At 53.8% G+C, this 21,387-nt stretch carries 19 protein-coding genes and 1 pseudogene; 17 read left to right on the forward strand and 3 right to left on the reverse strand.

Features of this window, described 5'->3' with window-relative positions:
- The 14 genes and pseudogenes from ACESLM_RS26850 to ACESLM_RS26915 form a co-directional block, all read left to right on the forward strand.
- Window positions 1-729, forward strand: a 729-nt coding sequence (locus ACESLM_RS26850) for a group II intron maturase-specific domain-containing protein (RefSeq protein WP_372636760.1), incomplete at its 5' end; no start/stop codon positions are given.
- A gap of 135 nt (window positions 730-864) precedes the next feature.
- Window positions 865-2,298, forward strand: coding sequence for an RNA polymerase factor sigma-54 (rpoN, locus tag ACESLM_RS26855; RefSeq protein ID WP_372636762.1), 1,434 nt, complete (start codon window positions 865-867; stop codon window positions 2,296-2,298).
- 5 nt (window positions 2,299-2,303) lie between these two features.
- Window positions 2,304-4,445, forward strand: coding sequence for a sigma-54 interaction domain-containing protein (locus ACESLM_RS26860; RefSeq protein ID WP_372636764.1), 2,142 nt, complete (start codon window positions 2,304-2,306; stop codon window positions 4,443-4,445).
- Between the two features lie 218 nt (window positions 4,446-4,663).
- Window positions 4,664-5,782 (forward strand): M20 family metallopeptidase, encoded by a 1,119-nt coding sequence (locus ACESLM_RS26865; protein ID WP_372636767.1) that lies wholly within the window; start codon window positions 4,664-4,666, stop codon window positions 5,780-5,782.
- Window positions 5,772-6,533: an SDR family NAD(P)-dependent oxidoreductase gene (locus tag ACESLM_RS26870; RefSeq protein WP_372636769.1), complete on the forward strand. Its 762-nt coding sequence runs from the start codon at window positions 5,772-5,774 to the stop codon at window positions 6,531-6,533. The genes ACESLM_RS26865 and ACESLM_RS26870 overlap by 11 nt, the downstream gene beginning before the upstream one ends.
- Before the next feature lie 20 nt (window positions 6,534-6,553).
- The gene (locus tag ACESLM_RS26875) at window positions 6,554-7,912 is read left to right on the forward strand and encodes a glutamine synthetase family protein (protein ID WP_372636771.1); all 1,359 of its coding nucleotides are present in this window, start codon (window positions 6,554-6,556) and stop codon (window positions 7,910-7,912) included.
- Between the two features lie 40 nt (window positions 7,913-7,952).
- Window positions 7,953-9,407 (forward strand): NAD-dependent succinate-semialdehyde dehydrogenase, encoded by a 1,455-nt coding sequence (locus ACESLM_RS26880; protein ID WP_372636774.1) that lies wholly within the window; start codon window positions 7,953-7,955, stop codon window positions 9,405-9,407.
- A gap of 26 nt (window positions 9,408-9,433) precedes the next feature.
- On the forward strand, window positions 9,434-9,718 hold the full coding sequence (locus ACESLM_RS26885; RefSeq protein WP_372636776.1) for an ACT domain-containing protein: 285 nt from the start codon (window positions 9,434-9,436) through the stop codon (window positions 9,716-9,718).
- A 32-nt stretch (window positions 9,719-9,750) separates the two neighbouring features.
- Window positions 9,751-11,160: an MFS transporter gene (locus tag ACESLM_RS26890; RefSeq protein ID WP_372636778.1), complete on the forward strand. Its 1,410-nt coding sequence runs from the start codon at window positions 9,751-9,753 to the stop codon at window positions 11,158-11,160.
- On the forward strand, window positions 11,157-12,266 hold the full coding sequence (locus tag ACESLM_RS26895; protein ID WP_372636781.1) for a Glu/Leu/Phe/Val family dehydrogenase: 1,110 nt from the start codon (window positions 11,157-11,159) through the stop codon (window positions 12,264-12,266). Before ACESLM_RS26890 ends, ACESLM_RS26895 begins: the two co-directional genes overlap by 4 nt.
- Before the next feature lie 22 nt (window positions 12,267-12,288).
- Complete coding sequence (locus tag ACESLM_RS26900) at window positions 12,289-13,683, forward strand: APC family permease (protein WP_372636784.1); 1,395 nt, start codon at window positions 12,289-12,291, stop codon at window positions 13,681-13,683.
- Between the two features lie 19 nt (window positions 13,684-13,702).
- Window positions 13,703-14,461, forward strand: coding sequence for an SDR family NAD(P)-dependent oxidoreductase (locus tag ACESLM_RS26905; protein WP_372636787.1), 759 nt, complete (start codon window positions 13,703-13,705; stop codon window positions 14,459-14,461).
- Between the two features lie 51 nt (window positions 14,462-14,512).
- Window positions 14,513-16,258: a methyl-accepting chemotaxis protein gene (locus ACESLM_RS26910; RefSeq protein ID WP_372636789.1), complete on the forward strand. Its 1,746-nt coding sequence runs from the start codon at window positions 14,513-14,515 to the stop codon at window positions 16,256-16,258.
- A gap of 26 nt (window positions 16,259-16,284) precedes the next feature.
- A pseudogene (locus ACESLM_RS26915) lies at window positions 16,285-16,416 on the forward strand (DUF6463 family protein); the annotation flags it as partial.
- A 12-nt stretch (window positions 16,417-16,428) separates the two neighbouring features.
- On the opposite strand, the gene ACESLM_RS26920 reads toward ACESLM_RS26915, so the two are convergent.
- Both ACESLM_RS26920 and ACESLM_RS26925 read right to left on the reverse strand, forming a co-directional pair.
- Window positions 16,429-17,235, reverse strand: a complete 807-nt coding sequence (locus tag ACESLM_RS26920; protein ID WP_372636792.1) for an AAC(3) family N-acetyltransferase — start codon at window positions 17,233-17,235, stop codon at window positions 16,429-16,431.
- Between the two features lie 166 nt (window positions 17,236-17,401).
- Entirely contained in the window at window positions 17,402-17,980 is a 579-nt protein-coding gene (locus tag ACESLM_RS26925) for a TetR/AcrR family transcriptional regulator (protein WP_372636795.1), read from the reverse strand.
- A 170-nt stretch (window positions 17,981-18,150) separates the two neighbouring features.
- Here ACESLM_RS26925 and ACESLM_RS26930 point away from each other — a divergent pair, with 170 nt between their 5' ends.
- The gene (locus tag ACESLM_RS26930) at window positions 18,151-19,353 is read left to right on the forward strand and encodes an MFS transporter (RefSeq protein WP_372636797.1); all 1,203 of its coding nucleotides are present in this window, start codon (window positions 18,151-18,153) and stop codon (window positions 19,351-19,353) included.
- Window positions 19,354-19,536: 183 nt separating this feature from the next.
- Window positions 19,537-20,106 carry a dihydrofolate reductase family protein gene (locus tag ACESLM_RS26935; RefSeq protein WP_372636800.1) on the forward strand — a complete coding sequence of 190 codons (570 nt, stop codon included), beginning with the start codon at window positions 19,537-19,539 and terminating at the stop codon, window positions 20,104-20,106.
- Between the two features lie 148 nt (window positions 20,107-20,254).
- Here ACESLM_RS26935 and ACESLM_RS26940 read toward each other — a convergent pair whose 3' ends face one another.
- Window positions 20,255-20,611: a DUF4190 domain-containing protein gene (locus tag ACESLM_RS26940; RefSeq protein WP_372636803.1), complete on the reverse strand. Its 357-nt coding sequence runs from the start codon at window positions 20,609-20,611 to the stop codon at window positions 20,255-20,257.
- Between the two features lie 375 nt (window positions 20,612-20,986).
- On the opposite strand from ACESLM_RS26940, the gene ACESLM_RS26945 reads away from it, so the two are divergent.
- Window positions 20,987-21,387: NTF2-like N-terminal transpeptidase domain-containing protein (locus ACESLM_RS26945; RefSeq protein ID WP_372636806.1), on the forward strand; the 401-nt coding region annotated here is incomplete at its 3' end.

Raw genomic sequence — 21,387 nt, forward strand, 5'->3', positions numbered from 1 at the left:
AAGCACAAGTTCGAGGAGACAGAAATCGGCGTACCGCAAGGGGGCAACCTGAGTCCGATACTGAGCAATATCATGCTGAATGAACTGGACAAGGAACTGGAAAGCAGAGGACACCGGTTCGTACGTTACGCCGACGACATGCTCATCTTCTGCAAAAGCAGAAAGAGCGCCGAACGAACGCTAACAAACATCCTCCCATTCATCGAGAAGAAGCTATTCCTCAAGGTGAATCGGGAGAAAACGGCCGTCGACGAGGCGACAAGAGTTAAATTTCTTGGATTCTCATTCTACAAACGAGATGGAGAAACGAAGGTCCGAATACACCCGAAATCCGTGGCGAAGATGAAAGCGAAAATAAAGGAACTTACATCGAGAAGCAATGGAATAGGGAATGAAGACCGAGCAGAGAAACTTAGACGCTACATCATGGGATGGGTCAACTATTTCAAAATAGCGGATATGAAGTATTTGCTGCAAACCACCGACCAATGGATGAGAAGGCGAATTCGCATGATTTACTGGAAACAATGGAAGCGAGTTAGGACAAGGTTCGCGAACCTAAAATCGCTCGGACTCCGCGTTCAGCAAGCATGGGAATATGCCAACACAAGAAAAGGCTACTGGAGAACCTCCAATAGCCCAATCCTCTCGAAGTCCCTCGGAAACAACGTCCTCAAGCAACTTGGATTTCTATTCTTCGCAGATTATTACCGACAAGTCACAACGTAAACTTAGGAACCGCCGTATACCGAACGGTACGTACGGTGGTGTGGAAGGTCGGCTACTCAACTAATGGGTAGCCTCCTATCCGATTATCAGGTTGGGTGTTCTAAATAGTGGCAGCGAAGAGGAAATAGATTTTAGTTGAATTATCGACAAATTTTGATGTACATTTATGTTAATAAATATAACATGAACACGATACGCTTCCTGACGCAGCGGCGCAACGAGAGGATGATCCCTATGGCCGTGCAGCTTGGTTCGCTCCAGGTCCAGACGACCAAGCAGGTATTCAATCAAGAAATGCGGCAAGGCCTGCTCATCCTGCAATTGTCAGCCGCGGAATTAAACCAATATATACAAGAACAGATGATGGATAATCCCATCCTGGAAGTATCCCCGGCGGTACGCGAAGAGAGTTGCGCGGTTTCTTATGAATCGGCACACGGGGATTTCGCCCGTAACGGAGATATGACATCCAATTGGGCGGAAGATGGCGGAGAGACCCTGGAGCAGCATCTGCTCAGTCAATTGAATTGTATCGCAGGGCTTTCGTCCAAGCTGCGCCGAATGGCACGTTATATTATCGGATGCTTAAATGAGAACGGGTATCTAAAGCTGTCTCTCGAGGAGTTGACCTCCCTGTTGAACCAGCCAATGAGCGAAGTTCGCAAAGCGTGGGCGTTGGTGCGGACATTCGAACCGACGGGCGTGGCGGCAGCCGATCTCAGGGATTGCTTGCTGCTCCAGCTCGTATCTCTGGATCCCCTCCGACCGCTGGCCGAGAAGGTAGTGGAATATGCGCTGGAGCTCCTGGCGCTTGGCCAGTATGAGCGAATCGCAGAGCTTCTTGAGGCTGCAGTCGCAGAGGTGAAGGAAGCGGGGACAACGATCAGGGAATTGAATCCCCGTCCAGGCGCTTCATTCGGCAAGGGAAATACGCCTTTTTTGACGCCGGATATATGGGTACGACGCATCGATGGGCGCTACGAGGCGACCCTTGACGAGACGTCAATTCCCAGAGTGGCCTTCAACGAAAGATACCTCGACTTATTGAACGATAGCCGAACGACCGATGCCGACTGCGGGTATATAAGATCCCGTATCCGATCGGCTCAATGGTTACGCCGCTGCTTGCAGGAGCGGGGAAGCACGTTGCTCGCGGTCACGCGGATTATGGTCGACTGGCAAACCGATTACCTGGATCGGGGTCCAGGTTACTTGAAACCGCTGACGCTTAAGGATATTGCGGGAATGGCAGGTCTTCACGAATCGACTGTCAGCCGGACGCTAAGCGGGAAGTACGCCTCTACGCCTAGGGGGATCGTTGAGCTGAAATCTTTTCTATGCTCATCCTCTTTCGCTACCGCGGGCGCGGCGGCTTCCTCCGAAAGCGTCAAATACCGAATCAAGAGCTTGATCGAGTCGGAGAATAGCCGCGAACCTTATTCAGACCGGCAGTTGTCAAAGCTTCTATTGGAAGCCGGGATAGGGATCGCGCGGCGAACGGTTGCCAAATACCGCGAACAGCTAGGGATCGCTTCGGCACAGCGGAGAGCAGACAAACAGATGGGGTGATTCCATTGCAGCGTTTGAAGATTGCGGTTATTGCCGGCAGCGTCGGAACCAGCTCCATGCTTTGCCGGCAACTGGAGCCTTTGCTTGACGGCTACATGAAATTCCTTCCTTATTCCGTGCATGATTGGACGGGATCCGAAGAAGTAGATCTGGTCATGATCAGTTCCCACATTCTTTTCATTAAGCATTCTCCCTTTCATATTAAAAACAAGACGGACATCCTCATCATCAAACGCACCTTGTCCAAAGAAGGATGGGGCATGATCCGCCAACTGTCCCCTGGAGAAAAGTATCTTGTCGTGAACGACGAGCGTGATTCCGTCGTCGAGTCTATATCCCTTCTCTACGAGCTGGGGCTCCGGCATGTCGATCTCGTGCCGTATTATCTCGGAGCTCCGGACAACCGGAACGTCACCATGGCGATTACCCCGGGCGAACCCCAGCTTGTGCCGGAATACGTAACCCATACGATCGATATAGGCGCCAGGGTGGTCGATCTCAGCACGATCGTCGAGCTGTTGACCCGTTTCCATCTTCTGAACTCGGAAATGAGGGGGGTGCTGAATGCCTATGCGAAGACAATCGCAACTTCTAATCTCGGGCTTCAAGTGACTCTTCAGGAGCTGGTCAACGGCAAGAATCTATTCGAAGAGACGCTGAATATGGTTCAAGACGGGGTTGTGACCTTCGATGAACGGGGGACAATCGCGTTCATCAACGATACCGCCGAAGACCTGCTCCAATCCAGACGGGATGCGTCGAACCTGAGTATCCAGCAACTGTTGCGGCACCAAGGGATCGACCCGCAATTTCTCCATGGCGATGTGAAGGACCAATTGATTACGATTAGAGACCAGACGGTGATTGCGAATGCGACGTGGATCCGCGGCCATTCTTCGGTTCGGGTGCTTATTCTCAAAATCGCCAAGAAGGTGGAGGAACTGGAACTCAAGCTGCGAACGCAGCTGAGGCAGAACGGGCACGCGGCTAAATTTACCTTCAAGGATATCGTGACGGAATCGCCTGTCATGAAACGGATCATTGAAAGGGCCCGGAAAATGGCAAATAACGACTTCAGTATCCTGCTGCTTGGCGAGAACGGAACGGGTAAAGAATTGTTCGCGCATTCGATCCACCAGTATTCTCACAGGAGCAAGTTCCCGTTTATCGCGTTCAACTGCGGCGCGTTGCCCGAGAACCTGCTGGAGAGCGAATTGTTCGGCTATGAAGAAGGCGCGTTCACGGGGGCAAGAAGAGGCGGCAAACCGGGATTGTTCGAACAGGCGCACAAGGGCACGATATTTCTAGACGAGATCGGGGACATCTCTCCCGCGCTTCAAACCCGTCTGCTGCGCGTACTCCAGCACAAGGAGATTTTGAAGGTCGGCGGTACGAGGATGCTGCCCGTAGATGTCAGGGTCATTGCGGCGACGCACCGCGACCTCCCCGGGATGGTGAAAGAGGGGACATTCAGGGAGGATTTGTATTACCGGTTGAAAGTGCTCCAGATCGATATTCTGCCGCTACGCGAGAGAAAGGAAGACATTCCGGCCCTGATCCGCTTCTTCTTCGAGAGAAGAGGGCTTCCCTTCGACTTGTCCGGGCCGATCATGGAAGCGATGCTGGATTACGAATGGCCGGGCAACATTCGGGAGTTGGAGAATACGATCGAATATCTTTCCATCATGGGAGACGAGACGTTCGGAGTGGAGGACCTTCCGTTTCTGACCCAATATTCCGGGAATCCTTCGTACAAGTCGGAGGAGGAAGACGATAATCAGCCGGTCGTCGCCCAGGCCGCCTCGCCGGCGTTCCGGAACGAGGGAGAGAGCTTGGGGAAGAATCGGCTCGTCACCTGGTCCGTCGCAGGGATAGACGCAGAGAGTTTCTTGCTCGAGCTGGTCCTGGAGGCCGACCGTTCAGGAAGGCATACCGGGCGCAGAAACTTGGTCGGTATGGCCCGGGAGCGGGGCGTGATCATGACGGAGAACGAGATCCGCAAGCGAATGGAAAGTTTGAGAAAACAAGGCTTGGTCGACATCAGGCTCGGCCGCTCAGGGTGCACGCTAACGGCGGAGGGCTTCAAGCATCTGCACGAGGGACAAACTGCCCAACTCCGCCATTTCATTGACCAACGGCAACTATGAATTTGACCGATAGGCATGAATAGGATTAGCGCCTTTTGTTCAATGAACAGAAGGCGTGTTTTTTTATCGCTTGATCATCTCCGAACGGGTTAATCGGGTTAATTGGGAGAATCGGGTCAATTGGGATGGTGTGAAGCTGTTAATCAAGAAAGAAGTATTGAAAATCGCGCAAAAGGGGCTGGCACGATTCTTGCTTGATTATAAAGTGTAGATATTTTTTGTTACAGGGAGGGCTTGAACTGAGAACATTGCCGCTTGAGAACGTGGAAGCGAGACGAATCGTTGAGCTGGCTCAGACGCTCATCCGGTTTCAGAACACGAACCCGGAGAGCGTTAACCGCTGCGCGGATTATTGCTCCGATTGGTTGCGGGCCGCAGGTCTCGATCCGAGAGTGTACGAACACCGGGGCTTGAAGAGTGTCGTGGCGTCTGTCGGAAGCGGCAGTCCCACTATCGTTCTGAATGGCCATCTGGACGTCGTGCCCGCCCAGCCGGAGCATTTCGTACCCCGGTTGGAGAACGGCAAGCTTTACGGAAGAGGCAGCTATGATATGTTGGGCGCTGTTGCCTGCATGCTGCTGCTGATGCAGGATCTTGCGCAATCGCCGCCGGATTGCACGGTTGTTCTTTGTTTGGTCCCGGACGAAGAAAGCGGCGGAGAGCTCGGAACGGGATTTCTCGTTGAACAAGGATGGTTGGGAGATATCGCGATTTGCGGGGAGCCGACCAACCTGGACATCGCCATCCAATCCAAAGGGATATTGCAGATTGTCGTCGAAGTCGCCGGCGTCGCGGCGCACGGAAGTCGTCCTTGGTTGGGCAGGAATGCGATCTTGGAGGCACAGGAGCACTATCAGACGATCGCCTCGCTGCATTTCTTCCATGAAGAATCGCCGTTTCTTGGCAAGGCCTCGCTTAATTTGGCCAAGATCGAGGCAGGCACTGCTTTTAACCAAGTGCCTGACCAATGCAAGATGGGAATCGACATCCGTTATTTGCCTGATCAAGATCCGGGGCTTCTTCTAGAGGTAATCCGGAAGGCGGTACCTTCGGCCGAGGTTAAGGTTCATTTCCAAGGGACGCCGGTGAACACCGATCTGGAGAACGTTTGGGTCAGTAAGCTGAGGAAGCATTCGGGAACGCTATTCTTTGGCCAGGAGGGCTCCGCGGACACGAGATTCTATGCGGAACGGGGAATGCCGGCCGTCGAATTCGGTCCTTCGGGAGCTAACCATCATGGACCTGGGGAATACGCGGATGTTCAGTCTTTATGCGAATACAAGAGCATTTTGAAGCAATTCATTACTCACGTAAAGGATGAGGAACATGAAGTTTAAGGACAAAGCGGTAATTGTGACGGGTGCGGGCTCCGGGAATGGACGCTCTATTGCTCTTCGTTTTCTGGAGGAGGGCGCCAAAGTCGTCGTGGCGGATTTGAATCTGAACGGAGCTAACGAGACCATATCGCTCGCAGGAGAAGGAAGCACCGCAATCGCCGTTAAGGCGGACGTCACGAAGAAAGCGGACGTGGAGGCGATGGTCGCGACAGCTGTTGAAGCCTTCGGTACGCTTGATATTCTTGTCAACAATGCGGGTATCGTCGCTTTCACCGAATTTCTTGAACTGTCCGAGGAGGAGTGGGACAAGGTGCACAATGTGAACCTGAAAGCTCCGTTCCTATGCTCCCAGGCTGCCGCCAAAGCCATGATCAGCAATGAAACCAAGGGTCGAATCGTTAACATCACTTCGGTTGAAGCGCACCGCATCGTCTCCAGCAGCGGGCATTGCCAGCCGCATTATAATTCATCCAAGGGAGGTCTCAACCTGCTGACCAAAGCGGTCGCGCTCGAGCTGGCTCCTTACGGCATCACGGTGAACGCGGTGGCTCCCGGTGTTGTGGAAACTCCGTTCACGGCAGGGGGATTGAAGAATCCGGAGGTTCGGGAATGGGTGCTGGACCGGATTCCGGTCGGACGTATCGCGAGCCCGGTCGATATCGCCAACGCGGTTCTTTTTCTGGCCTCGCAGGAGTCTGAGTATATTACGGGATCGACGGTATTCGTAGACGGCGGTTGGACGATTCATTAACGAACGAGGGGGTACGGATCGTGGCGAGATTAAGCATCGAGGAATTGTCCCGCTTAACGGCGTCCGGAGAGATCAATTCGGTTATTGTCGCCGGAGTGGACATGCAGGGCAAGCTGTTCGGAAAAAGGGTGCCCGCGCGCTACTTCCTGGAGGAGGCCCGAGAAGGCATCCATACTTGCGCATTGAACCTGGCTTGGGATGTCAGCTTGAACTTTGGAGAGTTCGATTATTGCAACTGGGATACGGGAGTTCACGACATGAAGACGATTCCCGACCTGTCGACGCTCCGCCCTTATCCATGGTCTCCCGGTACAGCATTGGTTCTCGCGGACTTGGAGGAGAAGAGCGGAGAAGCCGTTAGCATCGCCCCTCGGAACATTTTGAAACGGCAGATCGCAAAGGCCGAAGGGATGGGCTTCAAGGCATATGCGGCTTCGGAGATCGAGTTTTATGTTTTCAAGGAGACTTCCGATTCGGCGAGAGAGAAGAACTTTGCGAATCTTAAACCGCTGTTTCCGTATCCGATCGATTACTCGATCTACCGTCTGACGGTCGATCACTGGTTTCTCGGCCAGCTCACCTCCAACCTGGAAGCCGTCGGCGTTCCGATCGAAGCGCTGAAGGGCGAGTGGGGAAACGGGCAGGTCGAGCTTAACGTCAGGTATGCCGAAGCGCTGGAGATGGCGGACCGAACGGCGATATACAAGAACGGTATCAAGGAAATGGCCGCATTGAACCAATTAATGGTGACGTTCATGGCGAAGCAGGATACGAACGATTCCGGCAGCAGCGGGCATACACACATCAGCCTGTGGGATACCGAGGGGTCGGTCAACGTGCTTCACGATCCGGACAAGGAGTACGGTTTGTCCGAGACGGGCCGGTATTTCCTCGGCGGAATGCTCGCTCTCGCGCCGGAGCTTATGGTGTTCTATGCGCCTTACGTCAACTCGTACAAGAGGCTCATGGATTTCGGATCGGGCGCGCCCAATACGATAAGCTGGGGCATCGACAACCGCAGCACCTCGTTCCGTTTCGACGGCAAGGGCAAATCAAGCCGGTTCGAGAATCGGGTGCCCGGAGCCGACGCGAATCATTACTTGGTTATTGCGGCGATGATGGCTTCCGGATTATACGGGATCGAGCACCGCATCGATATTCCGGAGCCGATTAAAGGCAATGCGGGCGTTATGGATTTGCGGAAGCTGCCGACGAATCTATATGAGGCGAGAAAAATTCTGGAGGGAAGCGAGATTGCACGGGAGCTTCTTGGCGACGAGGTTGTCCGGCATTATTTGCAAGCCGTGGATCTGGAGTTGAAAGAATATTTTACGGTCGTAACCGATTGGGAGCGCCGAAAATATTTCGAATTTATCTAAGAAGTCCGAACAACGGCATGCAGAGGAGGAACGCGCGAATATGAGCACGACGGATATGGAGACTTGGAACCACAACTGGATCGGCGGCCGGCAAGTCTCGTCATCTGCCACCTTGGAAGTTTTCGACCCATCGAACGGACAGGCGATCGGACGAATTCCCGATTTGGAGAGCGAGCGTGTGACGGAGGCGGTCGATGCCGCTTCCGCGGCTTTCCCCGAGTGGTCCGTCCTTCCCGCGCAAGCGAGGGCTGCATTTCTGGAGGAATGGGCATCCCTGCTGGTACGGGAGAAGAAAACCTTAGCCGAGCTGTTGTCGAGAGAGCAGGGAAAGCCGCTTAAGGAGGCTACGGGAGAGATTGAAGGGACGGCGGCGATCATCCGCTGGTACGCCGAAGAGAGCAAACGGGCCTACGGCGAGATCATTCCGGCTTCCAACCCAGGACAGCAATTGCTGGTATATAGGGAGCCTGCGGGGCCGGTGGCGCTCATTACTCCGATGAATTTCCCCGCGGCAACCGTCGCCCGCAAAGTAGCGCCAGCTCTTGCGGCCGGCTGCACAGTCGTCCTGAAGCCGGCCGAGACGACGGCAATGACGGCCATCGCCATGTTCGGCTGCCTGCAGCAGACCGGAATTCCCCAGGGAGTCGCAAATTTGGTGACGGGAGTGCCTTCGCGCATCGGCGCTCAGCTCATGACCGACTTCCGTATTCGCAAGCTTTCGTTCACCGGCTCCACTCAAGTGGGCAAGACACTAATGGCTCAAGCGGCCGCCACGGTTAAGCGGGTGTCGTTAGAGTTGGGCGGCAACTCTCCGGTCATCGTGTTTCCCGACGCGGACTTGGATAAAGCGGCTGCCCAAATCGTAGGAAATAAATTCGAGAACTGCGGACAGGTATGCAACGGAATCAACTTGGCTTACGTTCATCGGGATGTTCATGAAGCGCTGCTGAGCAAGCTGCTGCCGCTCGTGAGGAATTTGAAAGCCGGGGCGGGAAGCGAACCCGGCACGGACATCGGACCGCTTATTAACGATCGGGCTCTCGCGAAGGTGGAACGTCTGGTGAACGACGCCGTGGCCAAAGGCGCGAAGGTTCTGACGGGCGGGAAGCGTCCGTCCGGAGAAGCGTATGCAGGCGGAAGCTTCTACTTGCCGACCTTGCTGGATGGAGTGACCTCGGAGATGGATCTGGCCAGGGAGGAAATATTCGGACCTGTTCTGCCCATCCTTGTTTTCGATACCGAGAGCGAAGCGGTCGAGCGGGCGAACGCTACCCGATACGGATTGGCGGCCTACGTCTTTACTTCCGACTTCGCTAGGATTCATCGGCTGATTCGGAAGCTGGAGAGCGGCAATCTCGCGATCAACGGTACGTCTCTGGCCTATGCGCAGGCTCCGTTCGGCGGCATCAAGGAGAGCGGTGTCGGCCGAGAGGGCGGACGGCATGGGCTGGAGGAATTCTCGGTGCTGAAATATGTAGCTTTGACTACAGAATAATGCCGGAAAGATGAGGGGGCGGACGTATGCCGAAATCTACGCGGACGCTTAAGGTTTGGCTGGTTAAGAGTTCGGACGTTCTGCTGCGGGCGACGGGATTGTTCGCCAGAAGAGGACTTCAGATCGAAGGGCTGACGGTTGGCGATTCCGGTAATGACGGGCTCTGGCTCATGACGTTGGAGGCGGAAGCTGAACCGTCCGAATGGGTGCAACTGACCGAACGCTTGCGCAAAATCATCGGAGTGACCCATGTGAACGGAGTGATCCGAGAGGACGAAGAGACGAAGGCCCCCCGCTTGATCGAAGGTTGAGTAGGGTGACGGAAACATGGGGAGGCGAGGATATGACGGCATGCATTTTATCGGTAACGGTTCGTAACCGTCCAGGCGTATTAGCCCGGGTATCGGATTTGTTCGCTCATTCCGGGACGAACATCGACCGGATGACGGTCGGGGAAATTCGGAATCCATCACTATCCAGGATGAGGATAGAAGCCCGTCTGGACGAGGCGAGACTAAAAAATATCATCGGGTGCCTGCAACGGATGCAGGACGTGCTGGACATAAGGACCTTCCAATCCCGTTCGAGAGCGTTCGCCTACTGGTCGGTCGTATATGGGCTGTTCGTTACGATTCTCGGTCTTAATCTGGCGACTCCGTTATATGCCGTCTACAAGGCGCAATGGGGATTAACCCCGGGCATCATTACGTTGGTGTTCGCCGCGTACGCTCTGGCCGTCATCCCCTCGATCGTTCTCTTCGGCCAATTGTCGGACCGGATCGGATACCGTAAGCTTCTTATGGCAGGCGCCGTGGCGGCGCTGTCGGGTTCCGCCTGTATGGCTTTGGCGGACGGCTTGCCGCTGCTGCTCTTGGCCAGAACGCTTCAAGGCCTGTCCGTCGGCCTGTTCAACGGCATCGCGGTATCGGCGATGACCGCGCTCCACCGGAACAAAGACAGGCAGCGCTCGGCGTTTCTCGCCGCCGCCGCCGTTACGGCAGGCAACGCATTGGGGCCGGTGATGTCGGGAGCGCTGGCCCAGTTCGGGCCTTGGCCGACGCAACTTCCCTACCTTGCGCACATCGCGCTCGTCCTCCTCGGTCTGGCTTGCTTGCTGGTCTCCAGGTCAGCGCCTCGAAAATCCGGAGGACCCCGGCTTCACTGGCCGGCCATTCCAAGAAGGCTCCTCATGCCCTTCCTCCTCTCGGCGGTCACTTCCTTTATCGCATGGGCGGTAATTAGCCTGTTCATGTCTATCATTCCTTCCTACATGGGGGAATGGATCGGCACGAGCAGTCTGCTGATATCCGGAGTCACTTCGGCATCCGTTCTTGCCGTATCCGCGGCTTCCCAACTGATATTCGGCCGGCTGTCCCCGGAGAAGATGGCGCTTGCCGGATTCGTCTTGCTCCTGGGCGGTTTGATTTCGCTAGTGCTGGCCATTCATGCGGGTTCGGGGATATTATTGGCCGCTTCCGTGTTGTTTACGGGCTTGGGGCACGGTCCGCTATACGCAGGCAGCCTGGCTCTGACCAACAACATGGCGCCCGAGCAATCAAGGGGAGACCTGATTTCTTCGTATTACGCGGTGACTTATCTGGGAGTGGCTCTTCCGGTCATGGGGCTCGGACTGTTGGCGCAGCGGCTGGGTTTAGAGTCCGCGATCGGCGGGTTCGTTCTCGCGCTTGTCTGTGTGTCGGCTGTCGGAATGTGGGGATGGAGCATGTTAAATAAATGGAGGAAACCGGTATGAGTTTGTTTGATACGATGGTGAAGGACGACTACGAGGAAGTATTGTTCTGTCAGGATAAGAGTTCAGGGTTGAAGGCGATCGTGGCCATCCATGATACGACTCTTGGGCCTGCTTTGGGCGGGTCGAGAATGTGGACCTACGCTTCCGAAGATGCGGCTTTGGAGGACGTGCTGAGACTAGCCAAGGGAATGACTTACAAGAATGCCGTGTCCGGACTCAATCTTGGAGGCGGCAAGGCCGTCATCATCGGAAATCCGAAGACGGACAAGAGCGAAGCGCTGTTTCGGGCGTTCGGACGTTACATTCAAGGCCTTGGAGGACGTTACATTACTGCCGAGGATGTGGGGACAACGACCGAGGACATGGACCTGATCTATCAAGAGACCGACTATGTAACGGGAGTCTCCCCAAGCTTCGGCTCTTCCGGTAATCCCTCGCCGGCAACGGCATACGGCGTTTATCAGGGGATGAAGGCAGCTGCCGGGGAAGCTTTCGGATCGGACTCTCTGGAAGGCAGGGTCGTTGCCGTCCAAGGAGTAGGCAGCGTTGCTACTCGATTATGTCAATATTTGAGCGAAGAAGGGGCGAAGCTCGTCGTAACGGACATCGACAAGGACGCGGTCAGAAGAGCTGTGGAGAGATTCGGCGCCGTGCCTGTCGACCCTGCCGACATCTACTCGGCGGATTGCGACATTTATGCTCCATGCGCTCTTGGAGCGACATTGAACGACGATACGATTCCTCTTCTCAAGGCAAGGGTGATCGCCGGCTCCGCCAACAATCAGCTTCGGGAATCGCGCCACGGAGACCGCCTTTACGAGCTGGGTATCGTCTACGCGCCGGACTATGTCATCAACGCGGGCGGAGTCATCAATATCGCGGACGAGCTTAGCGGATACAACCAAGAGCGCGCCTACAAGAAGATCGCCGAGATTCGCTCCAGCATCGCCCGCATATTCGAGATTTCGAGACGGGAACGAATTCCCTCCTATGTTGCGGCCGATCGTCTGGCGGAAGATAGAATCATGCAGATGAAGAACGTGCGGAGCGCATTCGTTCAGAACGGGCTGCACTCGCTTAGCCGCAGAAAGCCGAGCGCTCATTAACTTAAACGAAGGTGAGGTAATCATGATGTCAAAGGTGATTGATCCGCAAGCGGTGTTCAATACGGATGAGGCCAAGACGGGTTATGCGCAAGAATTGAAGAGAACCCTGACCTTTAAAGATCTGGTTATTTTCGGTCTCATTACGATGCTTCCGATTGCTCCGACGCAGGTATTTGCCAGCGTGTCGATCGTGAGCCTCGGCATGGCTCCTCTCGTCTATCTGGTCGGCGTAATCGCCATGGTATTTACGGCGTACAGCTACAGCTCGATGAGCCGGGAATTTCCCATTGCCGGCTCCGCGTACTCTTTCGTGCAGCGCGGTCTGAATCCGCACGTTGGTTTCCTGACGGGCTGGATCATTATTATGGACTACCTGATTATTCCCGGCATGCTGATCGCCTTCTCCAATCTGTGGCTGTCCGCCGTCTTTCCGGGAGTTCCGTCATTGCTCGTCATTTTGCTCTTCGCCTTCATCATCACATTCGTTAATGCGCGCGGAATCTCTTTGACTAGGTGGGCAAGCTACCTGTTTCTATTCTGTCAGCTGGGCTTGATCGCCATCTTCATCATTTGCGGATTGAAGTACGTGCTCATGGACGGACACGGGATGGGCGGTTTCTCGCTCGCGCCGTTCTATCAGCCAGGAAAGATCGACCTGCAGCTCATCGCTTCCGCCGCTTCTATCGCGGTGCTCGGATTTATCGGCTTCGACGCAATCAGTACCCTCTCCGAAGAGACCAAGAATCCGACCCGAACAGTCGGTCCTTCCGTCGTCGCCAGTCTCTGCCTGATCGGTTTGCTTTTCCTTGGCCAATCTTACATGGCTTCTCTGGCGCATCCTAATTACGAGGACCTCGATCCGGGGATGGGTTACCTGGACATTATTAAGGAAGTTGGAGGAAGCGAACTCTATTACGCCTTCATCCTGATCGGAGTCCTCTCGGTAGGGATCGCCAACGCGCTTACGGTTCAATCCGCCATCTCCCGCGTTATCTTCTCAATGAGCCGGGACAAGCTGCTTCCGTTCTCCGGAATCCTGTCGAAAGTCCACTCCAGGTACAAAACGCCTGCGAACGCCACGATTTTCGTAGGACTGGTTTCGGTAGTGGTCGCCCTATTCCTGTCGCTCGATTTTCTGGCGAAGCTCGTAAACTTCGGGGCGATGACGACATACATGCTGTTGAATCTATCGGTCGTCACGCACTTCTTCCTGAAGAAGAAGGTGCGCGATCTGAAAGGTTTCATTCGATACCTGATCTGCCCGTTGATCGGATTCGGGGTTATCGCCTTCATCTGGAGCGGCTTCGATTGGACGACGTACGCGATCGGCTTCACCTGGCTCGCAATCGGCATCGTATTCGGTGCGATCAAGTCGAAAGGGTACAAAGAAGTGCCGCCGGCACTGGGAGAAGTTTAGCACACAAGGAGGAACCACCATGAGATTGACGGGGAAAACGGCCATCGTCACCGGCGCGGCACGCGGAATCGGTTATCATATTTCGAGGCGCTTCGCCGAAGAAGGATGCTCGGTCGTCATGGCCGACCTGTCGGAAGCGGGCGAAGAGACCTCGAAGCGATTGCGCGAAACCGGAGCGGACGCGGTCTTCTGCCGGGCCGACGTATCCAGGAACGATTCCGTTGAGGAATTGATTCGCTTCGCGTCCAAGAAGCTGGGAAAGGTGGATATTCTGGTCAACAACGCTGCCATTAATATTCCGGGCTCCATTCTCGAATTGTCGGAGGAAGTATGGGACCGTACCTACGAGGTGAACGTCAAGTCCATGTTTCTGATGTCCCGGGCGGTCGTGCCCGGGATGCAGGCAGGAGGCGGGGGCTCGATCATCAATCTGGGATCGGCGAACAGCTATGTGGCCGAGCCTCGGCTGGCGGCGTACGTATCTTCCAAGGGCGCGATCTTGATGCTCTCCAAAGCGATGGCGCTAGATTTCTCTCCGCAGGGGATTCGAGTCAATTGCATTTGTCCGGGGTGGGTGGATACGACCTTTAACGACCTTCATGCCGATCTGTTCGGCGGACGGGAAGAAGTGCTCAAGGATATTGCGCAGATCCACCCGATCGGCCGCGCGATCCATCCGGCGGAGATAGCCGAAACCGCCGTGTTTCTGGCTTCCGACGAAGCCAGCGCCATTACCGGGGCAGGCATCGTCGTTGACGGGGGATATACGGCCAAGTGAGCAGGGCTCATTCCAGCAAGCTATTTGAAGAATCCGGGGGAATAAGCGATTATGGTCGGCGTTTCCAAGCTTAGCATTATCGTCAAAGGTTCCGTGATTATCGCGCTTTTGTTTGTGATCGTGGACGCGATTCTGGTGACATCTTCCTATACGAATCAGAAGAAAGCGTACTTCGACGAATTGAAAAGGACCGGAGGCATGCTCGAGAAGCAAATGGAGGTCGTCCTGCCGGCGGTGGTGGAGGCCAAGACGAGCGTAGCGGCGGGGAAGAAGAATGATGCTCCCGTGCTTGAAGAGCTGCTTGTGCGGCTGAACGCCATGATCGACAACGAGTATGTCGCCAACGCTTTCTTCTTCTTGCCGGAGCCTCTCGAGAAAGATGGGGAACAGTCGCTCGTGTTGATTCAATTCAACAACGCTCTTCATGAGGCCGGCTACTATCCGGGGATCAGTTACAGTCCAACCAAGCCGTTCATGGAAAGCTTCTTGGAAGCGGTCGAGAAGGGCGCCGCTCTGACCGACGTATATACGGACGAGAATGGCGCCTGGATTACGCAGCTGAATCTCATGAGGGATGGGGACGGCAAGCCGGTCGCTGTGTTCGGTGTCGACTTCAATTACGGCAATGTAACCGCAAAGCTGAACCGGATGTTATGGAACAATATCGCAGTGTCGGCTGCCGTCGCTTTCTTCGCGATCCTGATCGGAATCGCTGCACTGCGGCAACTGGTCAAGCCTCTCAAGCATTTGATCCTGCTGTCGGCGCAAGCGGCGAAGGGGGACTTGACCGTCTCCATTCCTGTAAGAAGCAGGGACGAAATCGGAGCCCTGTCGACCGCTTTCAACGATATGATACTCAGTCTGCGGAAGCTCACGCAGAGCGTGAGCGCGACGGCGTCAGACGTTGGAGGCGCCGTCCGCATGCTGGAGGCAAAAGCAGGCGAGACGGCATCGGCTACGAAGGAAGCGGGGGAGGCGATGAGAGAATTGGCGGCAGGAACGTCCATTCAGCTCCAAAGCTCGCGGGAGTGCCGGAGTGCCGTCGCGGAAATCTCGGTCGGTATCCAACGGGTCGCCGAATTTTCCTCCGTTGTGGCCGATCTGGCGGTTCAAACCTCCGGCAGCGCAGAGGAAGGCATGGGCTGGGTCGAGCGGTTCTCGGAACAGATGCTAGCGATTCAAGTCGATCTGACCGCGGTCGTCGGGACAGTAAAGGCGTTGAACGACGACAGCGGCAGGATCGGTCAGATTCTGGCGCTTATCGCGGAAGTAGCGACTCAGACGAACCTGTTGTCTCTGAACGCTTCCATCGAAGCCGCCCGCGCGGGGGAAGCCGGAAGAGGGTTTGCGATCGTCGCGGCCGAAATCCGCAAGCTGGCGGAGTTGTCGGAACAGTCGTCGCAGCAGATCGGCCAAATTCTGGAGAGTATCGGCATCGGGACGGCCAAGGCTTCCGAGGAGCTTGAACGGACCGCGCTGGCGGTGCGGCAAGGCTCGGAGACGGCCGAAAGGTCGGGGGAGACATTCAGCAAGATCGTCGATTCGACCCTTTCCGTGTCGAGTCAGATCCAGGAGATCTCGTCCGCCTCGGAGCAGATGTCGGCGGGTTCCGAGCAGATTGCCGCTTCTCTTGATGAATTGGAGCAGATCGCCATGAGGTCTTCGGAGCATACGGGACGCATGTCCGAATTGTCCGAATCCCAGTCTGAACTGGTCGACACGGTAGGCAGCTTGACGGAGCTGTTGCGGCGCGGCTTTGAAGAGCTTACCGCCCATGTCGGCAAATTCAAGGTTTAAGTTATCTTCGACTCAAGCATAAGAAGCTGCGGCGCAAGGGAGTTTATCCTTGCTTCGCCGTTTCTTCGTCGCCACCCACGGCTTTTGGATGGATGCTGCTTCAGTTGTGTATGATTGGATCTGCCGCTATGCCGGCTTCGGGCTTCTGGCTTTGCTTGCCTCAGCCTCTGCTAGACATGCACCCTATTGCGCTCCATCCATGCCGTAGCCCAGTCGACCAACGGTCGTTGTTCCAAAAACCGGACCTCGGCGTTTCCGACTTTGTGAATCTTCAAGTTCTTTTCGTTATCATATTCCTGCCCCAATTGAATAAAATCTTCGTCGTCCACGGCTTGGGTCTTGTAAGTAACCCATTCGCGCTTGCCGTTAATCATCATGGCACTACTTTCCTCGGAGAATTTCTTGCCAGGGAAATTCGCCCTCGTTTCCGCCAAGTGCAGCGACGTATTTTTGTCGTAGCCGACGCCAACCATAAGCACGTAACCGCCTAACTGATATAGCTTATCCAACGGAGAGCCTTCTCCAAAAATGTTGCTTAAATCATGATTATCCGTTATGTATTCCGCATGCATGCCTACTGCCGCTATGGAACGCGCAGGGTGGTTGGACCTTGCGGCTCCAGGCCACTTGCGAAACATCTCGGCTACGACACCCATGCCGATTGCCGGGGTAACCTCTTTATCATAAGCGGGCCAGTGTTCTCTAATGGCAGGCCACCACTCTACGGGCTCCTCCCAATGCACGCCTGTTGACGGGTCGAGATTCTTCCACGTTTGGGATGGCATGATCAGGGTTCCTTTTGCTCCGACGACTTCTAGAAGGGATCGAATGAACGTCTCGGCGCCGCCTACAACAAAACCAAGCTTGCTTAACGAAGTATGGACTATGACGGTTTGTCCTTCCATGAGTCCGCATCCTCTGAACTTGTCGATGAGGTCTCCTTTGGTGAGGATAGCTCGTGTTTCCTTCTTGATCATAATCGGAATCTCCACCTTTTCATTAAATAAAAAGACAACCCGGCTAAAGTAGCGGGTTGTCTCTAGCAAGGCTAGCGAAGCATTGCCCTAAAAATTCATTACTCACTATATTATATCAACCTTTTTCTACGCGGCAATCGCCTTTTGCGATGCGAACGATACTTGCTCAGGTTGAACGGATTCCTTCAAATGCATTTTTTACTAGATTCTCCACATAAGGTTTATCCAAGGTGTCGCCTGTCACGAGCAAACGGTAGAAAATCGGCCCGTAAATGAGATCAATGCATACGCCAACATCGAGATTGTTTTTCAATTCCCCGCGTTGGACCCCTTTTTCCAGAAGACCTCCTGCCTCAAGTCGGCGGGGACGGAAAAAACGAGTACGATAGGCCTCCGCCAGTCCTGAATCAAACTGTCCTTCGCCTAATAACTCCGTAATGATGGTCCCCTCTCGACTTGTCAAAAACGCGGTTAAATTCGTGGCGTGAATTAAAATATCATTAAAGGTTGTACCTGTATCAGGTACGGGTAATCTTTCCGTGGCCGCATTCAGGTAACCATCCATGACCACGGCAGCCTTGTTGGGCCACCATTTATAAATCGTGGCTTTGCTAACTTGGGCACGTTCGGCAATTTTATCTACGGTGACGGCTTGAAAGCCATTTTCCAGCAATAGCTCGTAAGATGCGGAAAGGATAGACTTTTGGGCATCCATATTACGCGGTCTTCCTCTTTTTCCATTCATCATCATCTTCTTCTTTCGTCCATAGTTGATCCAATCAAACAAACTATACGTTCAGTATACCGTTTATATAAAAAAAAATAAAGGTGTGACCACCCATTTACAAAACTATACGTTTAGTATATTATTCTGTTATATAATTTATAAACTATACGTACAGTTTATAAAATGAAATGGAGGAACATGGTTTGGAAGAGAAAAAACCTATTGAGAAAAGTATCCCAGCATGGTTAATCCTACTTCTGGCTACCGCATGCGGCGTCATTGTAGCTAATCTATACTATGCCCAGCCCTTGGTTGGAGTAATCAGCTCTTCCATCGGGCTGCCCGCAAACAGTTCCGGCTTGATCGTGACGTTAACGCAGATGGGTTATGTAGCCGGCTTGTTATTTGTCGTACCTATAGGAGATATCGTTGAAAATCGAAGGCTGGTTGTCGTATCTTTAGTTCTCACAGGCGTTGCGCTTGCCATCACGGCAGTGTCGAATCAAGCTGTGCCATTCTTGGCGGCTTCCTTCGCGATCGGCTTAGGGTCAGTAGCGGCACAGGTACTTGTGCCTTTTGCGTCCTACCTTGCGCCGGATGCTATCCGCGGTCGCGTTGTCGGCAATGTCATGAGCGGCTTGTTGCTCGGCATCATGCTCTCGCGTCCGTTGTCGAGCCTGGTCGCCGAGTTTCTGGGCTGGCATACCGTATTCGCTCTGTCCGCCGCAACGGTTATTATATTGGCGATCGTATTGTCAAAGGCGCTACCCGCAAGAAAGCCCATGACGGACACGCGCTATATCGCTCTGCTAGGTTCGATGTGGCACTTGCTGCGCACTACCCCGATCTTACGCCGCAGGGCTGCTTATCATGCCTTTGCGTTTGCAACTTTCAGCTTATTTTGGACAACCGTTCCGCTAATGTTATCCGGCCCGCTCTTTCATTTTTCACAGATACACATTGCGTTGTTTGCGCTTGTCGGAGTCGTTGGCGCAATAGCCGCGCCTTTGGCGGGGCGGCTGGCCGATAGAGGCTGGACTAAACCCGCAACAGGGATTGCGCTCGCCATTGTCGTCATTTCGATGCTGCTGCCGCTTATTATCCCTAAGGGTTCAATGACCGGAATAGTTATTCTCGTCGTTTCGGCTATTTTATTGGACGCCGGTGTATCCGGAAATCTTGTCCTTGGACAACGCGCGCTCTTCTCGCTGAGTCCGGAAATTCGCGGTCGGCTGAATGGCCTTTTTATGGCTATCTTCTTTATTGGCGGTGCTGTCGGATCCGCAATTGGGGGATGGGCATATGCCACAGGAGGATGGAGTGCCGTGTTATGGATTGGAACGGCTTTCCCGGTCATAGCCATCCTTTACTTTGCGACAGAGAGAAAGTAATTCAATTCTACTTGGACCTTGTGAGAGGTCTGGCAATGCTATAACATAGTCAGGGTTTGACCACTCAGATTTCTACTTGAACCTTACGTAACGTAATGATTTATAGTGAACGTAACAGCGGGAAGAAAACACGGCCAACGGCCAAAAAACGAACAAAAATTCGAAATCGGAGGAGAAACAGACATGAGAAAACTCGTATTGTTCATGCATGTGTCGCTGGACGGGTATGCGTCGGATTCGAACGGAGGACTAGATTGGATTCCGTATGACGAGGAAATCGAGAAATACGCCGAGGAGGTCGTAGCCGAAGTCGGCTCTCCCGTATACGGACGCACGACGTATCGGATGATGGAGAGCTACTGGCCCACGGTACTGGACAATCCGGATGCGTCGAGGCACGACATGGAGCATGCCAAATGGGTACAGGATGTTAAGAAGATCGTCATTTCCAGCACGCTAGACAAGGCGGAATGGAACAATACGACACTGATCAAGGACAATATCGCAGAGGAAATCAAGGCGCTCAAGGAGCAGCCCGGTAAAAATCTCGTTATCTTCGGCAGCCCAGGGGCAGCGAAGACGCTGCTTGAGCTCGGCCTGATCGACGAATTCATGCTGACGATTTGTCCGGTCATCCTGGGCGGCGGAAAATCAGTATTCGACGGCGCCAATGAGAAAATCAATCTCAAGCTGCTGTCCAGCCGAACGCTCAAGTCGGGCATTATCGCGGCCCGCTATGAGTTGGAGAAATAGCCGTGCCGTGCAAGGTTTTCCACTAACCGGAAACGATAGTTGAACCAAGTTCGTTCAGGCCGCCGATTACTTCGGTGGCCTTTCGTGTTTTACTAAGTGGGTATAAGTGACGGCGAAAAATTTTGTTTTGGAAGCCTTTTAGTTGTGACTACACATTATTAATAGCATTCGTGAAGCCAATTACGAACGAGACAACAAAGGCAAGCACATTGAGAGCCGTCGCGACGATTCCGCATACCAAGCCTGCAATTGCCATACCGCGACCTCGCACCTGTACCCGCTTGATTTCTTTAAACGATAAAGACGCGAACACAATCGCAACGATACCGCTGAAGAAGCCAATGATTCCAAGAAATAAGATTCCACCCAATGGCAAAGTAATTAAGGATATTATACCCAGTACTAGAGAGGCAATTGCTTTGCCACTCGTCTTCGCCTGTGACGGAACGTAAGATGGGGTTATCGGAGAAAACCCGTATTGCGGCTCTTTGGGATTGTTATCCAAGGAATATCCTCCTATTAATGAGTCATTATTTCTATTATACTTCTCGTAGTAAAATACTGTAAATCCATCTCGCAAATTAAAATTTTTGTCGAACTCGCATATTTCGGTAGCAACAACGAAGGAAGCTCCACAAGATTTCACGGCGTATAATGTTCCGGCAGCGACATGGACTGTTTTCAGGACCTTGGGGCCGCAGCCTGAAGCTTTATTGAGAACCTGGTTCACCGCTATGTTTGACGATGGAGGTGCTAAGGAGAACCATAGCATAAGGACAAAATTTCCGGACGACAGAAACATCGACCCCTGATCGAGGTATAAACAATAAGCATGGTGTTTATAAGTCGGTGATTTTGGTATATCGAGGGGGTTATCCGGTTGAGAGGACAGATCAGCGTTGGTTTGACGGCGATTATCGTTTTGCTGCTCGCATTCCTGCTCGGAGGCTGTTCCGATTTGTTCGGCAAATCGTCTCCGGATCCTTCAGCTTCGGAAACGTCGACAGCTGCTCCTTCTTCGGACCTTTCGACCGTGCCGGATTCGTCGGAGGGCGTTACGGCGTATTTGTCGGCGTGGGAACGGTTTGATTATGCGGGGATGTATGCGTTGCTTTCGCCTTTCGTGAAGAACAATCTGACGGAAGAGCAGTTCATCAAGCGGTATCAGACGATCTATGATGCGCTTGAGGTGTCCAATCTGGCCGTAACGGCGCTTCCGGCCGAACAACAGACGTCGGACGGAGCGGGGACGGAAGGTACGGCTGTGACGGGAAACGGGAC

The sequence above is a fragment of the Cohnella sp. genome, from assembly GCF_041641335.1.
GTDB lineage: Bacteria > Bacillota > Bacilli > Paenibacillales > Paenibacillaceae > Cohnella.